Origin of the sequence: Microbacterium sp. AG1240 (genome assembly GCF_003635115.1) — a bacterium.
Taxonomy (GTDB): Bacteria; Actinomycetota; Actinomycetes; order Actinomycetales; family Microbacteriaceae; genus Microbacterium.
The window spans coordinates 622,036-636,571 of record NZ_RBXJ01000001.1 but is presented as its reverse complement, the minus strand read 5'-3'; the positions used below and the strand labels follow the sequence as shown (position 1 = coordinate 636,571).

The following is a 14,536-nucleotide window of genomic DNA, read 5'->3' as shown; positions in this document are numbered from 1 at the left end:
GGGGAGCGCCCCTGATGACCGAGTGGTCGTCAGGGGCGCTCGATCGTGTGCCACCGGGCCGTGACGTCGTCGTACGCCGCGCCCGCGTCGAAGGACGCATCGCCGAACGTCGCCGCCCGCGCCCGGGAAGCACCCGGCTCGAGCGGGGTCCATGACATCTCGTCGCGCACGAAGCGCCGGATCGCGTCGGTGATCTGCGCGTCGCGGGCCCGCTCGCCGGCATCGCTCGTCGGCAGGGTGCGCCCGAAGAGCCCCGGCACGTCGACGCCGTGCGGGGCGGGGCGACCGTCGACGCGCCCCACCATGCTGAGATGGGCGCTCCCGCCCGAGTCTGCGACGGCGCGGGCCAGCCGGGCGGTGGGCAGGCGATAGACCCAGTCGGTGATGATGCGGCGGCGTGTGTCGGCGAGCGGGTCTCCGTCGGCGAGGTACGCGTCGACGACGGCCGCGGCGCGCGGATCATTCGTCCACTCGACGACGTCGGCACGCAGCGCGTCGGCGGTCAGGTCGTCGGGCTGGGGGAAGAACGTCGCCTCGTCGCGCGTCGTACCCACGAGCAGCCGCTTGCCCGCCCAGATGCCCTCGCGTGCCGCCTGGAGCGGGTGACGCGTGAGCAATCCGTGCTCGACGGCGCTGTCGTCCACCACTCCCAGCGTGCGTGGCCGCGCCGAGTTGCGCGCGCCGATGTCTCTCGGGGTGGCGCGCCGCTGGGCATCGAGCCACGCTTCCGGTGACGCGCTCATCGGGTCGCCGTCGAGGGCTGACAAGATGTCTTCGCCCAGTCCGCGCGCCTGATCCATCGGCACGATGCGCGAGGCGCAGCCCGAGAAGGCGGCGAGCGAGGAGAACAGGGTCACCGCGTGCGGCACGCCGAGCAGCGCGCACGCGGCGAACGATCCGGCGCTCTCGCCCATCACCGTCACCCGCTGGGGGTCTCCGCCGAAGTCGGCGATGTGCGACTGCACCCACTGCAGTCCGGCGACGATGTCGCGCAGTCCGAGGTTCGACGCCTCGGCGAACGGGCCGCCGAGATGAGCGAGCTCGGCCCAGCCCAGGGCGCCGATGCGGTAGTTCACCGCGACGACGATCATGTCGCCCGCGGCGGCGAGCGCATCGCCCCGCGACAGCGGGGAGGCGTTCGAGCCCTGCTCGAAGCCCCCGCCGTAGATCCAGACCAGCACGGGCAGCGGACCGGTCATCTCCGCCGGCGCCCACACCACGACGTTCAGGCAGTCTTCCGCGAAGGGGGCGGCCGGGTCGTCGAACGCCGGCAACGGCTGCCAGGGCGCCGGTCCCCACTGCGTGGCGTCGAATACCCCGCCCCACTGTGCCGGCACCGCACGACGGAAGCGGTCGGGCACGTGCGCGAAGGGCACGCCGCTCCACCTGCGCACCCCGCCCTCGACGACCCCGCGCACGGCCCCCGACGGGGTGCGGACGATCGTGTCGCCGGTCACGACGCGCCGGCCTCGTCGAAGAGGGGCATGTCGAGCAGGCAGCCGCTGAGACTCTTCCCGTGGGGGTCGATCGTGGTGGCGCGGGTGACGCCGCCGTTCAGCTGCGCCCGCAGCACGATGGTCAGAGCCGACAGTCCGGGCGACGGCCTCACCGAGACCCTTCCCTCGACGGTTCCGAACTGCGCGGCGATGCGCGTCGGCGACAGTCGCGCGCAGAGCGCCGCGTAGTCGGCCCGGTCGTAGGGGGCGATCATCAGGATCGACGTGTCGCCTTTGTCGCCGGCGCGTGCGTGGGCGATGTCGCCGAGACAGGGAGTCTTCACGAGACCATCTCCACCTTCGTCTGTACTTCGTCGCGGTCGATGAACGTCGACACGATGCCGATCGTCTCGGTGATGCTGCCGGAGACGCCGCCCCCGCCCGCGGGGCCGTTGGTGTAGAGCGCTTCGATCTCGTGCACGAGGCTGCGGGCGACCTCGGCGCGCAGCGTCCGCGTGCTGAACCGCACCTGCACCTCGGTCGGCTCCGCCGACGGAGCCGCCCACGGGCTGAGGGCGTTGTGCCCCACGTACTCGCAATGGATCTCGTCGTCCCACCCGAGCACGTCCTGCCAGCGCTCGTGGATGATCTCGGCGGCCAGACGCGCGCGTGCGACGGCGCGGTACCCGCCGTAGTTGATCGACGCCACCGCGGCGAAGCCGTCGCGAACGCCCACCGATACCTTGAGGCGCTCGGGTCGTCCGTTCGCGCGGGCGCCCGATACCGACACACGGGAGGGCCCGACCTCGTCCACCGATACCGCGCTCAGGTCGACGATCGCGTCGGGCGTGAGGTACGCCTGCGGGTCGTCGATCTCGTAGAGCAGCTGCTCGAGCACCGTCATGCCGTCCAGGCGCCCTCCGGTGCCGTCGACCTTGCCGTAGACCGCGGCGCCGTCGCTGCGGACGTCGGCGTACGGGAAGCCGAGCGTCGCCAGATGCGGCACCGTCTTCGAGACGCCGTCGGCGAAGTAGCCGCCGGTGAGCTGACCGGCGCACTCGAGCAGGTGGCCCACGAGCGTACCCTCCGCGATGGAGCGCCAGTCGTCGGGAGCCCAGCCGAACCGGTGGGCGAGAGGACCGAGGAAGAGAGCGGCGTCGCTGACGCGACCGGTGATGATCGTGTTGGCGCCGAGATCGAGGGCGTCGACGATGCCGGCCATGCCGAGGTAGGCATTGGCCGACACGACTCGGTCACCGAGGTCGGCGAGGGTCTGGTCGGTTCCGTCGACGCGCGCCTGCGACCGGTCGATGCTGGCGAGGACGTCGTCGCCCGAGACCGCTGCCACCACGGAGCCGGGAGCGATGCCCTCCAGACGCGACGAGGTGAGGTGCGCCGCTCCTACCGGATCGGCCGCACCGCCGTTGGTGACGATGATGCCCCCGCGGCTGCGCATCGACTCGGCCACGCTGACGATGCGGTCCACGGTGCGGGCGTCGAAGCCCACGCCCCCCGACGAGCGACGCTGCTGCGCGAGCCCGACCGTGCGCTCCGCGAGACACTCGAACACGATCGCGTCCAGCGCTCCGTCTCGTGCGAGGAGCCGGGCGGGGTCGAGGCGATCGCCGGCGAATCCGGCGCCCGCGCCGATGCGGTACAGATCACTCATCCGTGCGATTCCATTCACTTCCGGCGGGCAGACGGGAGGTTTGCACGCATTGGCTACAGTGTACACAATGGACTGTCGGGGCCCTCCCGGCTGCGTTCGGAGAGGAACCGACCTTGAGTGTCAATGGCGATCGACCCATCGTGGAGACAACGTCCGGAACGGTGCGCGGCACCCGCCGGGCTGACGGTTCCGAGGCCTTTCTCGGCATCCCCTATGCCGAACCGCCCTACGGCGATCTGCGGTTCGCCGCCCCGCAGCCCCGCGCGGCGTGGAGCGGGGTCAGAGAGGCGGACTCCTTCGGGGCGACGCCCCAGCGACGCACCCTCTCCGAGATCACCACGATCCCCGAGCCCTCGATCCCGGGCGACGACGTCCTCAACCTGAACGTGTTCACCCCCGCGGCCGACGGCGGCGGAGCCCTCCCCGTGATGGTGTGGATCCACGGCGGCGGGTACGTCGCCGGCTCGCCCGCCAGCCCCTGGTACGACGGGCGCTCATTCGCGCGCGACGGCGTGGTGACGGTGGTGCCGTCCTACCGGCTCGGCTTCGACGGCTTCGGCTGGCTCCCCGACGCCCCGCTCAACCGCGGCGTGCTCGACCTGATCCTCGCCCTCGAGTGGGTGCAGCAGAACATCTCCCGCTTCGGCGGCGACCCCGAACGCGTCACGATCGCCGGCCAGTCCGCGGGCGGTGGGGCGGTGATGACGCTCCTGACCATGCCGCGCGCGCAGGCGCTCTTCCGCTCCGCCATCAGCGTCTCGGGGGTGCCCTCCGACGTCCCCCTCGAGGGAGCCCGCCAGACGGCGCTGCGCATGGCCGCGGAGCTGGGCGTGCCGGCCACCGCCGCCGGTTTCGCGAGCGTCGACGAGGCCGCCCTCATCGCCGCGCAGGGCTGGGGCGAAGACATGACCGACAACCCGGGGTCGCGCGGGATCCTGCGCGCCATGGCCAAGATGGACGGCACACTCCCGTTCGGCCCCATCGTCGACGGCGACCTGCACCCGACCGATGTCGACACCGCCCTGGCCGAGGGGCGCGGCGCGGACAAACCCCTCCTCGTCGGAGCGACCCTCGAGGAGTTCGGCTCGTTCTTCGCCTCGAACGTCGAGATGTTCCACGACGTCGAGGCCGCCGAGGCCCTCGACCTGCTGGGCGCCGACGCGCACACCGCCGAACGGTACGCACAGGCCCTGTCCGACCTTCCCACTGCCATCCTCGCCGGCCGCTGGGTCACCGACGTGATGTTCCGCGAGCGGATCGTGCGCTGGGTCGAGAGCCGCCGCTCCGCGCCCACCTGGGTGTACGACTTCACGTGGCGCTCCGGCACGTCGGGTGCGGCCGAGCACTGCCTCGACGTGCCCTTCGCGTTCGACGTGCTCGATGCGCCCGAGGTCGCGCGCGTCGCCGGCCCCGATGCGCCCCAGTCCCTGGCGGATGCGGTGCACGCGGCCTATGTCGCCTTCATCACCCACGGCGATCCCGGGTGGGAGAGGACGAGCTCGACCGAGGTGAATGTCGAGGTCTTCTCGGGCGGCGAGGAGCCCGCTGACGGCTACCTCTCGGCTCGGGTGCTCGCCCGTCGCGCACCGAGACCGACCCCCCACTCACCGGCGGCAGAGTCCGCCGCATCCACCGACACCGCTCAGAAAGCCTGATGATGACCGACACGAATCCGTCCCTGACCACCGAAGAGAAGGCGTCCCTCACGAGCGGGAGCGACTTCTGGCACACCGAGGCCGTCGAGCGTGCGGGGATCCCCTCCCTGATGCTGACCGACGGACCCCACGGCGTGCGCCGCCAGCGCGAGAGCAGCGAGCAGCTCGATCTGGCCGACAGCGTTCCCTCCACGTGCTTCCCGCCGGCGGCGGGGATGGCCTCCTCGTTCGACGTCGAGCTCGTCGAGCGGGTCGGAAGGGCACTGGGCGACGAGTCGGCGGCCGCCGACGTGGACGTGCTCCTCGGCCCCGGGGTCAACATCAAGCGCTCCCCGCTGTGCGGGCGCAACTTCGAGTACTTCTCCGAAGACCCGCTGGTCTCGGGCGAGTTGGGCGCGGCCTGGGTGCGGGGCGTGCAGTCGCGGGGCGTCGGCGCCTCTCTCAAGCACTTCGCGGCCAACAACCAGGAACACGATCGCATGCGCGTCTCGAGCGACGTCGATCCGCGAGCGCTGCGTGAGATCTACCTGCGCGGGTTCCAGCGCGTCGTCGAAGACGCGAAACCGTGGACCGTCATGTGCTCCTACAACCGGATCAACGGGGTGTTCGCGTCGCAGAACCGGTGGCTGCTCACCAGCGTGCTCCGCGATGAGTGGGGCTTCGACGGCATCGTCATGTCGGACTGGGGCGCGGTCGACGATCGCGTCGCGGCCCTCGCCGCGGGCCTCGACCTCGAGATGCCCGGCAACGACGGGCGCACCGACGCGCAGATCGTGTCGGCGGTCGAAGACGGCAGCCTCGACGCCGGCGTGCTCGACGTCGCCGTCGAGCGCCTGCGCACGCTGGCCGAGCGCACGCGAGCGACGCCGCGCACCGCGTCGACGGTCGACCACGACGCGCACCACGCGCTCGCCCGCGAGGCGGCGGGTCGCTCGCTGGTGCTGCTGAAGAACGAGGGCGACCTGCTGCCGCTGTCGCCGTCGGCGCGGGTGGCGGTGATCGGCGAGTTCGCCGAGCGCCCCCGCTTCCAGGGCGCCGGGTCGTCGCTGATCAACCCGACGCGGCTCGACATCGCGCGCGACGAGATCCAGCGCGCGACCGCCTCGGAGGTCACCTACGCGCGCGGCTTCGATCTCGACGGACGGGCGGATGCTGACGAGCTGGCGCGCCTGCGCTCGGAGGCCATCGATGCGGCCGCGGCCGCCGATGTCGCCGTGGTCTTCCTGGGCCTTCCCGCGAAGGACGAGACCGAGGGCGCCGACCGCGCGCACATCGATCTGCCCGCCGACCAGCTGGACCTTCTCGACGCGGTGCTCTCGGCGAACCCGCACACCGTGGTCGTGCTCTCGCACGGCGGGGTCGTCGCGCTGCCGTTCGCCGACCGCGTCCCGGCCATCCTCGACGGCTGGCTGCTCGGTCAGGCCGGCGGCGGGGCCACCGCCGATGTGCTGTTCGGCATCGTCAACCCGTCGGGCCGGCTGGCAGAGACCGTGCCGCTGCGCTTGAGCGACTCCCCCGCCTTCCTCGACTTCCCGGGAGAGTTCGGACACGTCCGCTACTCGGAGGGGCTGTTCGTCGGCTACCGCTGGTACGACGCCCGCGACGTCGAGGTGGCCTTCCCCTTCGGGCACGGCCTGAGCTACACCTCGTTCTCCTACTCCGACGCGTCGGCGACGGTGACCGCGAGCGGCGACGTCGAGGTGCAGGTCACCGTGACGAACACGGGTCTGCGCGCCGGCCGCGAGGTCGTGCAGGTGTACTCCGGACTCCCCCGCACCGAGGTGCAGCGCGCGCCGCGCGAACTGCGCGGATTCGCGAGCGTCGAGCTCGCCGCGGGCGCCTCGACGCGCGTCGAGATGACCGTGCGGCGCGCCGATCTGACCTACTGGGATCGACGCGTCGACCAGTGGATCCTCGAGTCCGGCACGTACCGCTTCGACATCGGCGCCTCGAGCCGCGACATCCGGCACACCATGGAGCTCGACCTCGAGGGCGACGTCGTCACGCTGCCTCTGAGCGAGTCGTCGTCGCTCGGCGAGATCGCCCGCGACCCGGCGGCGAGCGCCGTGATGCGCGAGATCGCCGCGTCGCGCGGGGAGCAGGGTGGCCTTCTCATGCAGCTGCTCGACCCCGAGACCGAGATGGGCGGTCTGAACGTGTCGTTCCCGGCCGGCCGGCTGCGCATGATGGGCCTCAGCGACGACGAGATCAGGCGCCTGGTCGGTTGAGGAGTCCTTCGGGGCTGAGCCTGACGACCTCAGCCCCGGAGGATCGCCAGCGGGTCGCTCTCCTCCGCGGGAGGGAGCGAGTCGAGCAGGCGCGTGCGCGCGTGGTTCAGGTGATCCGTGATCAGACGCGCGAGCTCATCGGCATCTCGCGTCTCGATGGCCGCGACCATCAGGGCGTGCTCGGAGGTCGCCTGCTCGCGCCCGCCGAGCTTGTCGATGTTGTGGCGGGAGTAGGGCTGCGACAGGCTGAGCAGGTTGGCGACCATCCCCGACGTGTGCGGCCTCCCGGCCATCTCGTACATCAGCTCGTGGAACGAGAAGTTCAGCCGCATCCACGCGCTCACCTCGGTCGCCGCCGCCATCTGGTCGTCGAGCCGGCGCAGCGCGTCGACCTCGGCGGCCGTCCCGCGGGCGACGATCGGCTTCGCCAGAGACGGCTCGATCAGCAGGCGGAGGTCGTAGATCTCGATCAGTTCGTCGCGGGTGAGCGTGCGCACGGTGGCGCCCTGACCGCCCGGCGGCATGATGATCAGCCCTTCGGCCGAGAGCATGCGCAGCGCTTCGCGGATGGGGCTCCGGCTGACGCGGAACCGGCTGGCCAGATCTTCCTGGATCAGCGAAGACCCCGGCGCGTAGAGGCCCTCTCGGATGGCCTGGGCGAGCAGGCGAGCGATCTGATCGGGTTTCACCGGCGGAACTCCTTAGGGGTGGCGAATGCTGCGTAGCCAGTTTGCACTTCGCAGGGGATGCTGAGTAGTGTATCCACTGCATCCAGGTAACCCACGGTATCCAATGGTCACAGTGGGTCCTTTCACAATGACGTAGAGGACACGCATGAGGAAGTTCGGCGAAGGCCTCCCCTCCCCGAAGAGTTCGCCCGCCACGCGCCTGCGGCAGCTCCGGAGCTCGACGGGCGCATCGTGCTGAAGTTCGTGCTCAAGCGGGTGGGCTCGGGGGTCGTGCTGCTGTTCGTCATCAGCTGCCTCACCTACTCGTTCCTGATGCTCTCGGGCCCCGGCATCGCGCGCACCATCCTCGGGCAGCGCGCCACCGAGGAGCAGGTGGCGCTCAAGGCCACCGAACTCGGACTCGACCGGCCGTTCTTCGAACGCTTCCTCGGCTGGCTCACCGATGCGCTGCAGGGCGACCTCGGACGCTCGTGGTTCAGCGGCGAGGTGGTCTCGAGCGCCATCGCCACGCGCCTGCCCGTCACCCTCTCGCTCGTCATCGGTACGACGATCGTCGCCGCCGTCGTGTCCGTCGTGCTCGGGGTGGCAGCCGCCGTACGCCGCGGCTGGCTCGACCGCGTTCTGCAGGTCGTGATCGTCCTGGGCTTCGCGCTCCCCGGCTTCTGGCTCGCGCTCATGCTGGTGCGCTTCTTCGCGATCGACCTCCGGCTCTTCCCCGCCACCGGGTTCGTGCCCATCACGACCTCGTTCCCGGGGTGGCTGTCCACCGTCACACTGCCCATCACCGCCCTGGTCATCGGCGGCATCGCCGGCATCGCCCAGCAGGTGCGCAGCTCGGTCATCGGCACGCTGCGCCAGGACTACGTGCGCACGCTCTACAGTCGAGGCCTCTCGCCCGTGCGGGTGATCGGCAAGCACGTGCTGCGCAACGCGAGCGGCCCGGCGCTGACGGTGCTCGCCCTCCAGTTCGTCGGTCTCCTCGGCGGCGCGGTCATCGTCGAGCAGATCTTCGCGCTCCCCGGCCTCGGGCTCCTCGCCGTCACCGCCACGACCCGCGGCGACATCCCGATCGTGATGGGGGTCGTCGTGGTCACGGCCGTCCTCGTCGTCATCGTCAACCTGACGATGGACATCCTCAACGGCTGGCTGAACCCGAAGGCGAGAATCGCATGAGCGCCTCGACACTCCCCCTGACCAAGACCCTCACCGTGCCCCGCGCGCAGATCGGCGTCTTCGGCCGTCTCGCCCGCGACCCGCTCGCGTGGATCTCGACCATCCTGTTCGGCGTCATCCTGCTCAGCGCCCTGCTGGCGCCGCTCCTGGCCCCGCAAGACCCGAACGCCTCGGCGCTCGAGAACGTCCTCGCCCCGATCGGACCCGACCACCTGCTCGGCGGCGACTCCGCCGGCCGCGACGTGTTCAGCCGTTTGCTGTTCGCCGGCCAGTTCAGCCTCGCGGGCGCGGCGATCGCTCTGCTCGTCGCCCTGGTCATCGGTGTGCCCACCGGTCTCATCGCCGGCTTCTACGGTCGCACGTTCGACACCGTGGCCAACTGGACCACCAACCTGCTCATGGCGCTGCCGGCCATCCTCGTGCTGCTCGCGGTGCGGGCCGTGGTCGGACCCTCGATGTGGCTGTCGATGGCGATCTTCGGCATCCTGCTTTCCCCCGGGTTCTTCCGCCTCGTGCGCAACTCGGTGGGCGCGGTGCGCAATGAGCTCTACGTCGACGCCGCACGCGTGTCGGGACTGAGCGACGCCCGCATCATCGGCCGCCACGTGCTGTTCGTCGTGCGCGCGCCCATCTTCATCCAGAGCGCGATGGTCGCCGGCGTGGCGATCGGCATCCAGGCGGGGCTGGAGTTCCTCGGCCTCGGCGACATCAGCATCCCCACGTGGGGCGGCATGCTCAACGAGGGCTTCGCGAAGATCTACCAGGCGCCGACCCTCATCCTCTGGCCCGGCCTCGTCATCGGTGTGACCTGTCTGTCGCTGGCCCTCCTGGCCAACTCGGTGCGCGATGCGCTCGACGACAGCCGCGGCGCGGCGGCCACGCCGGGCGAAGACGACGCGGTCGACGCCGTGAACGAGCCGGTGCCGCCGGTCACCTCGCCCGGTGCCGACACCCTTCTCTCCGTGTCGCACCTCCGGGTCGGTTACCCCCAGAACGGCGGCGGCGACCGGGTCGTCGTCAAGGACGTGTCGTTGCACGTCGAGCGCGGCGAGGTGCTCGGCCTGGTCGGCGAGTCGGGCTCGGGCAAGTCGCAGACGGCCTTCAGCATCATGGGCCTGCTTCCCACCCCCGGGCGGGTGATCTCGGGCGAGATCGTCGTCGACGGCCGCAACGTCGTCGATCTCTCGGCCCGCGAGCGCCGCGGTCTGCGGGGGCGTCGCATCGGCTACATCCCTCAGGAGCCGATGAGCAACCTCGACCCGTCGTTCACGATCGGGAGCCAGCTCGTCGAGCCGATGACCGCCGTGCTCGGGCTGTCGCGCGCCGCCGCGAAAGAGAAGGCGCTCGCGCTTCTGGAGCGGGTCGGCATCGCCGATCCCGCGCGGGTCTTCGCGGCGTACCCGCACGAGATCTCCGGCGGCATGGCGCAGCGCGTTCTCATCGCCGGGGCCGTCTCGTGCGATCCCGACCTGCTGATCGCCGACGAGCCGACGACGGCCCTCGACGTGACCGTGCAGGCCGAGGTGCTCGACCTGCTGCGCGACCTGCAGCGCGAGCGGCGCATGGCCGTCATCCTCGTCACCCACAACTTCGGCGTCGTCGCCGACATCTGCGATCGCGTCGCGGTGATGCGCGGCGGTCGCATCGTCGAGGAGAACAGCGTGACCGAGCTGTTCGCGCGCCCCCGCCACCCGTACACGCGGATGCTGCTGGACTCCACGCTCGACGACGTCGAGCCGCGTTCGCAGCGCGACCGCGCGCAGTCGAAGGGATCGAACGCATGAGCGCCGAGCCGTTGCTGTCCATCGCGAACATCGCCGTCGACTACCCCACGAAGGGCTTCCGTAAGCCCCCGTTCCGGGCTCTTGAGAACGTCACCCTCGATATCCACGAGGGTCAGACGATGGGTCTCGTGGGCGAGTCGGGGTCGGGGAAGACCACGCTGGGCCGGGCGGTGCTCGGGCTCGCCCCCGTCACCGAGGGCACGATCTCGTATCGCGGCCGCGACATCACGCACCTGAACCGCCGCGAGCGCCGCGAGATCAGCAGCGAGATCCAGGTCGTCTTCCAAGACCCCTACACGTCGCTGAACCCGGTCATGACGGTCGAGAGCATCCTCGCCGAACCGCTCATGGTGCAGGGGACGCCGGCTGCCGAGGCCCGTCGCCGGGTCGCCGAGCTGCTCGACCAGGTGGGCCTCCCCTCCGACGCGGGGCAGCGTCTGCCGCGCGACTTCTCGGGCGGCCAGCGGCAGCGCGTCGCCATCGCGCGGGCGCTGGCGCTTCGCCCACGACTGATCGTGTGCGACGAGCCCGTCTCGGGCCTCGACCTGTCGACGCAGTCGAGGGTGCTCGAGCTCTTCATCGACATCCAGCAGCGCACGGGCGTGGCCTACCTCTTCGTGACGCACGACATCTCGGTCGTGCGCTACATCAGCCACGAGGTCGCCGTCATGTACCGCGGCGGCATCGTCGAGCAGGGCGAGGCCGATGCGGTCACCAGCTCGCCGACGCACCCCTACACGCAGCAGCTCATGTTCGCCGCTCCCCTCGCCGACCCTGCGGCTCAAGCGGAGCGGCGCGCCGAACGCCGCCGTCTCGCCTCCCTGTCCCGCCCCTGACCCACCGACTGCAGTACCCCGCACCCGAAAGGACCATCATGAGATCACGCAAGAGGCTGGTCGGCATCGCAGCCGTCACGGCCGCCCTGGCGCTCGCACTCAGCGCGTGCGCCGGCGACACCGGCAGCACGCCGGACGGCGCAGCATCCACCACCCTGACCCTGGGCATGGCTCAGGAGCCCAACGGCGGTTGGGATGCTGCGACGGCGACCAACACCTGGGGCGCCCTGTACTACCAGGCCCCCTACGACACGCTCGTGCGCCGTATGCCCGACGGTTCGATCGAGCCGATGCTGGCCACCGAGTGGGAGTTCAGCGACGACAACCTCGTGCTGACGATGACGCTCCGCGACGACGTGACGTTCAGCGACGGCACGCCCTTCAACGCCGAGGCCGTGAAGCTCAACATCGAGCGCTTCAAGGAGGGCAACGGCCCCATCGCCTCGCGCAACGCCGGCTTCATCGACGGCGTCGACGTCGTCGACGACACCACCGTCGCGATCCGCATGAACCGCGCCGAGCCCGACGTGCTCTACTACCTGGGCGACGGCATCTACTTCGCCAGCCCCGCCGCCTTCGACACCGACCTGAAGTCGGTGCCGGTCGGCACGGGCCCGTACGTCATGGACGCCGCGGCCACCGTGTCGGGATCGAGCTGGACCTTCACGAAGAACCCCGACTACTGGGCTCCCGAGCTGCAGAAGTACGACAAGATCGTCTACAACTTCTTCTCTGACGAGACCGCCCAGCTGAACGCGCTGAAGTCGGGCCAGATCGACGCCGGGTATCTCGCTCAGAAGTCGAACGTCGCCGAGGCCGAGGGATCGGGGCTCGAGATCCTCACCAACCGGTACGACTGGCAGGGCATCATGATGTTCGACCGCGCCGGCGAGATCGTTCCCGAACTGGGTGACGTGCGGGTGCGCGAGGCCATCATGCTCGCCTTCGACACCGACCTCATGGTCGAGAAGCTGCAGCTGGGCTACGGCAGCTCGAACCGGCAGGTGTTCAACGAGAACTCCGCGTCGTACCAGCCCGAGCTGAACGAGGAGTACTCGTACGACCTCGACCGCGCCAAGCAGCTGATGGCCGATGCGGGCCTGGCCGACGGCTTCGTGCTCGACATGCCCCTGGCGACCGCGATCATGCAGCAGGACATCGTGCAGACGATCGAGCAGTCGCTCGGCGAGCTGAACATCCAGGTGCGCTTCACCGACGTGGGTGCCGAGTACTTCAACGAGCTGATCGCCGGCAAGTGGCCGATCGCCTTCACGCAGTTCGGTGCCGAGCAGGACTGGATGGTCATCCAGACGCTGATGGCTCCCGGTGCCGTCTTCAACCCGCTGAACAGCACCGACCCGACCCTGCAGGCGATGCTCGACTCCGTTCCCACGTCGACGCCCGAAGAGGCGGCGGCGACCTACAAGGAGATCAACACGTTCGCGGTCGAGAACGCGTGGTTCGCCCCGTGGTACTGGATCGACGGAACCTACGCCCACAAGAGCACGGTTCAGGTCGAGACGCAGGCCTACCAGACCGTGCCGTCGCTGTACAACTACCAGCCCGCGGGCTGATCATCACCGGGAGGGGATGAGCGGGCGCCTCGGCGCTCCGCTCATCCCCTCCCTTCTGTATGGGCGCGGGCCGTCGTCTCGTTAGCATGGGCGACGGGTCTGGTCTCGGGCCCCGGCACAGCCCGAGCGCGAAGGACCCCGTCATGCCAGCGAACACCGACGTCGTGCTGCTGTGCATCCACGGCATCGGACGCCAGCGCCAGGGCGAGACAGCGGCCGACGTGGCCCGCGCCGTGGCCCTCGGGGCCGAGTCGATCAAGGCGAGGTTCGAGTCTCTCGACGACGGCGACGACGATCACACCGGACCGCGGCTGCGGTTCACGCTCGACGACGGGCAGACCGTCACCCTCCGTTTCCACGACGGGTGGTGGGACGAACAGGTGGTCGCCCCGGCGATGCGCGTGCCGCTGTGGTGGGCGCTGCGCGTGACGCCGTTCGTCCTGTGGAACACCGCCGCGCTCTGGGCGTTCGACCTCGACGAGCTGCAGAGTCGCCGTTTCGGTGCGGGTCATGCCGCGCGCGTGCTGCTGCCGTTCCTCGCGATGGTCGCGTGCTTCTTCCTCGCGCCGCTCGCCATCGTGGTCGCGCTGGTGGCGCTCGTGCTCTCCTGGCCGGTGCCGGCGGTGCGCCGCGGCATCCGTCGCGTGCTCGTCGACTGGCTCGGCGATGCGTGGAGCTACCGGTCGAACCTGCTCGACGAGTCGGTGGTGCAGCGGTTGACGGATGCGGCGACCGACGCCGCCTCCGACGGAGCCACCGTCATGCTCGTCGGGCACTCCCAGGGCGGCGAGATCGGACGCCGCGTGGCCCTCGACGCCCCGGTCGCGTCGAGCGTGTGGGTCGGCTCGGGCGAGTCGCAGCTGAGCGCCCTGCGCGTTCTGCAGCGCAGCCGGTGGCTGCCGCCGGTGCTCGTGCTCGCCGCGGTGCTGTTCCCGCCCCTGTTCGCCCTGGTCGCCTCGCGCGGGTGGGATCTGGTGCGTGGCGCGGTGGGCCTTCCCTTCGTGCTCCTGTGCGCGACAGGGGCGGACGATCTCGACGGTGCCTGGGCGTTCGTCGGAACGGCGCTGGGCTCGGCCGCGCTCGATCTTCTCGTCGTCGGTGTGATCGTCGCGCTCGCGGCGCTGATCGCGCGCGCGGCACGGCCACCCGCCGACCTGCTGCAGCAGCCCGCGGGCCAGGTCATGGTGGTCAAGTCGCTCCTCGACCCGGTGTGCCTCGGACCGAACGCGGGCGAGGCCCTCGTGCGGTACGTTCCTCTCTCACGCCCGCGCGAATGGCTGCTCGAGCACGTGCGCTACTTCGACAAGAAGGAGACCGGGCTCGCCGTGCTCGAGGCGGTGTTCGGCTCGGCCGCCCTCCCGTCAGAGCCCTACGCCCCGCGCGTCGCACCGTGGGTGTACGCCGTCGCCGCCGTCGCTGCGATCGTGAGCGTCGCGGGGCAGTGGTGGCTGGGGTCGGCCATGCTCGCCGTCGTGTTCTGACGCGCGCACCG

At 70.6% G+C, this 14,536-nt stretch carries 11 protein-coding genes; 7 read left to right on the top strand and 4 right to left on the bottom strand.

All coding sequences use genetic code 11. The annotated features are described in order from the left end of the window. Positions 1-29: 29 nt before the first annotated feature. The 3 genes from DEU34_RS02935 to DEU34_RS02925 are packed head-to-tail and all read right to left on the bottom strand — an operon-like array spanning position 30 to position 3,105. The gene (locus DEU34_RS02935; RefSeq protein WP_183042333.1) at positions 30-1,457 is read right to left on the bottom strand and encodes a carboxylesterase family protein; all 1,428 of its coding nucleotides are present in this window, start codon (positions 1,455-1,457) and stop codon (positions 30-32) included. After that, positions 1,454-1,780 carry a hypothetical protein gene (locus DEU34_RS02930; RefSeq protein ID WP_220659917.1) on the bottom strand — a complete coding sequence of 109 codons (327 nt, stop codon included), beginning with the start codon at positions 1,778-1,780 and terminating at the stop codon, positions 1,454-1,456. The genes DEU34_RS02935 and DEU34_RS02930 overlap by 4 nt, the downstream gene beginning before the upstream one ends. Next, entirely contained in the window at positions 1,777-3,105 is a 1,329-nt protein-coding gene (locus DEU34_RS02925; RefSeq protein WP_121148714.1) for an acyclic terpene utilization AtuA family protein, read from the bottom strand. Before DEU34_RS02925 ends, DEU34_RS02930 begins: the two co-directional genes overlap by 4 nt. A 140-nt stretch (positions 3,106-3,245) precedes the next feature. Here DEU34_RS02925 and DEU34_RS02920 point away from each other — a divergent pair, with 140 nt between their 5' ends. Both DEU34_RS02920 and DEU34_RS02915 read left to right on the top strand, forming a co-directional pair. Continuing rightward, on the top strand, positions 3,246-4,760 hold the full coding sequence (locus tag DEU34_RS02920) for a carboxylesterase/lipase family protein (protein ID WP_259460009.1): 1,515 nt from the start codon (positions 3,246-3,248) through the stop codon (positions 4,758-4,760). A 2-nt stretch (positions 4,761-4,762) separates the two neighbouring features. Further along, entirely contained in the window at positions 4,763-6,988 is a 2,226-nt protein-coding gene (locus tag DEU34_RS02915) for a glycoside hydrolase family 3 C-terminal domain-containing protein (RefSeq protein WP_121149683.1), read from the top strand. A gap of 29 nt (positions 6,989-7,017) precedes the next feature. On the opposite strand, the gene DEU34_RS02910 is transcribed toward DEU34_RS02915, so the two are convergent. After that, positions 7,018-7,677: a GntR family transcriptional regulator gene (locus DEU34_RS02910; RefSeq protein ID WP_121148710.1), complete on the bottom strand. Its 660-nt coding sequence runs from the start codon at positions 7,675-7,677 to the stop codon at positions 7,018-7,020. Positions 7,678-7,908: 231 nt separating this feature from the next. Between DEU34_RS02910 and DEU34_RS02905 the strand changes: the two genes are divergently transcribed. The 5 genes from DEU34_RS02905 to DEU34_RS02885 all read left to right on the top strand — a co-directional run bounded on the left by DEU34_RS02905 (position 7,909) and on the right by DEU34_RS02885 (position 14,525). After that, positions 7,909-8,850 carry an ABC transporter permease gene (locus tag DEU34_RS02905; protein ID WP_121148708.1) on the top strand — a complete coding sequence of 314 codons (942 nt, stop codon included), beginning with the start codon at positions 7,909-7,911 and terminating at the stop codon, positions 8,848-8,850. Next, complete coding sequence (locus tag DEU34_RS02900) at positions 8,847-10,634, top strand: dipeptide/oligopeptide/nickel ABC transporter permease/ATP-binding protein (protein WP_121148706.1); 1,788 nt, start codon at positions 8,847-8,849, stop codon at positions 10,632-10,634. The genes DEU34_RS02905 and DEU34_RS02900 overlap by 4 nt, the downstream gene beginning before the upstream one ends. Then, positions 10,631-11,470, top strand: a complete 840-nt coding sequence (locus DEU34_RS02895; RefSeq protein ID WP_121148704.1) for an ATP-binding cassette domain-containing protein — start codon at positions 10,631-10,633, stop codon at positions 11,468-11,470. The genes DEU34_RS02900 and DEU34_RS02895 overlap by 4 nt, the downstream gene beginning before the upstream one ends. 38 nt (positions 11,471-11,508) lie before the next feature. Then, a complete protein-coding gene (locus DEU34_RS02890) occupies positions 11,509-13,044 on the top strand; it encodes an ABC transporter substrate-binding protein (RefSeq protein ID WP_121148702.1) in 1,536 nt (511 codons plus the stop codon). Positions 13,045-13,187: 143 nt separating this feature from the next. Next, the gene (locus tag DEU34_RS02885; protein ID WP_121148700.1) at positions 13,188-14,525 is read left to right on the top strand and encodes a hypothetical protein; all 1,338 of its coding nucleotides are present in this window, start codon (positions 13,188-13,190) and stop codon (positions 14,523-14,525) included. Positions 14,526-14,536: the final 11 nt, after the last annotated feature.

Bases quoted from the DNA above. Each gene is read 5' to 3' on its own strand.
- DEU34_RS02925 (WP_121148714.1), bottom strand. From the start codon at position 3,105: ATGAGTGATCTGTACCGCATCGGCGCGGGCGCCGGATTCGCCGGCGAT.
- DEU34_RS02915 (WP_121149683.1), top strand. From the start codon at position 4,763: ATGACCGACACGAATCCGTCCCTGACCACCGAAGAGAAGGCGTCCCTC.
- DEU34_RS02900 (WP_121148706.1), top strand. From the start codon at position 8,847: ATGAGCGCCTCGACACTCCCCCTGACCAAGACCCTCACCGTGCCCCGC.
- DEU34_RS02895 (WP_121148704.1), top strand. From the start codon at position 10,631: ATGAGCGCCGAGCCGTTGCTGTCCATCGCGAACATCGCCGTCGACTAC.
- DEU34_RS02890 (WP_121148702.1), top strand. From the start codon at position 11,509: ATGAGATCACGCAAGAGGCTGGTCGGCATCGCAGCCGTCACGGCCGCC.
- DEU34_RS02885 (WP_121148700.1), top strand. From the start codon at position 13,188: ATGCCAGCGAACACCGACGTCGTGCTGCTGTGCATCCACGGCATCGGA.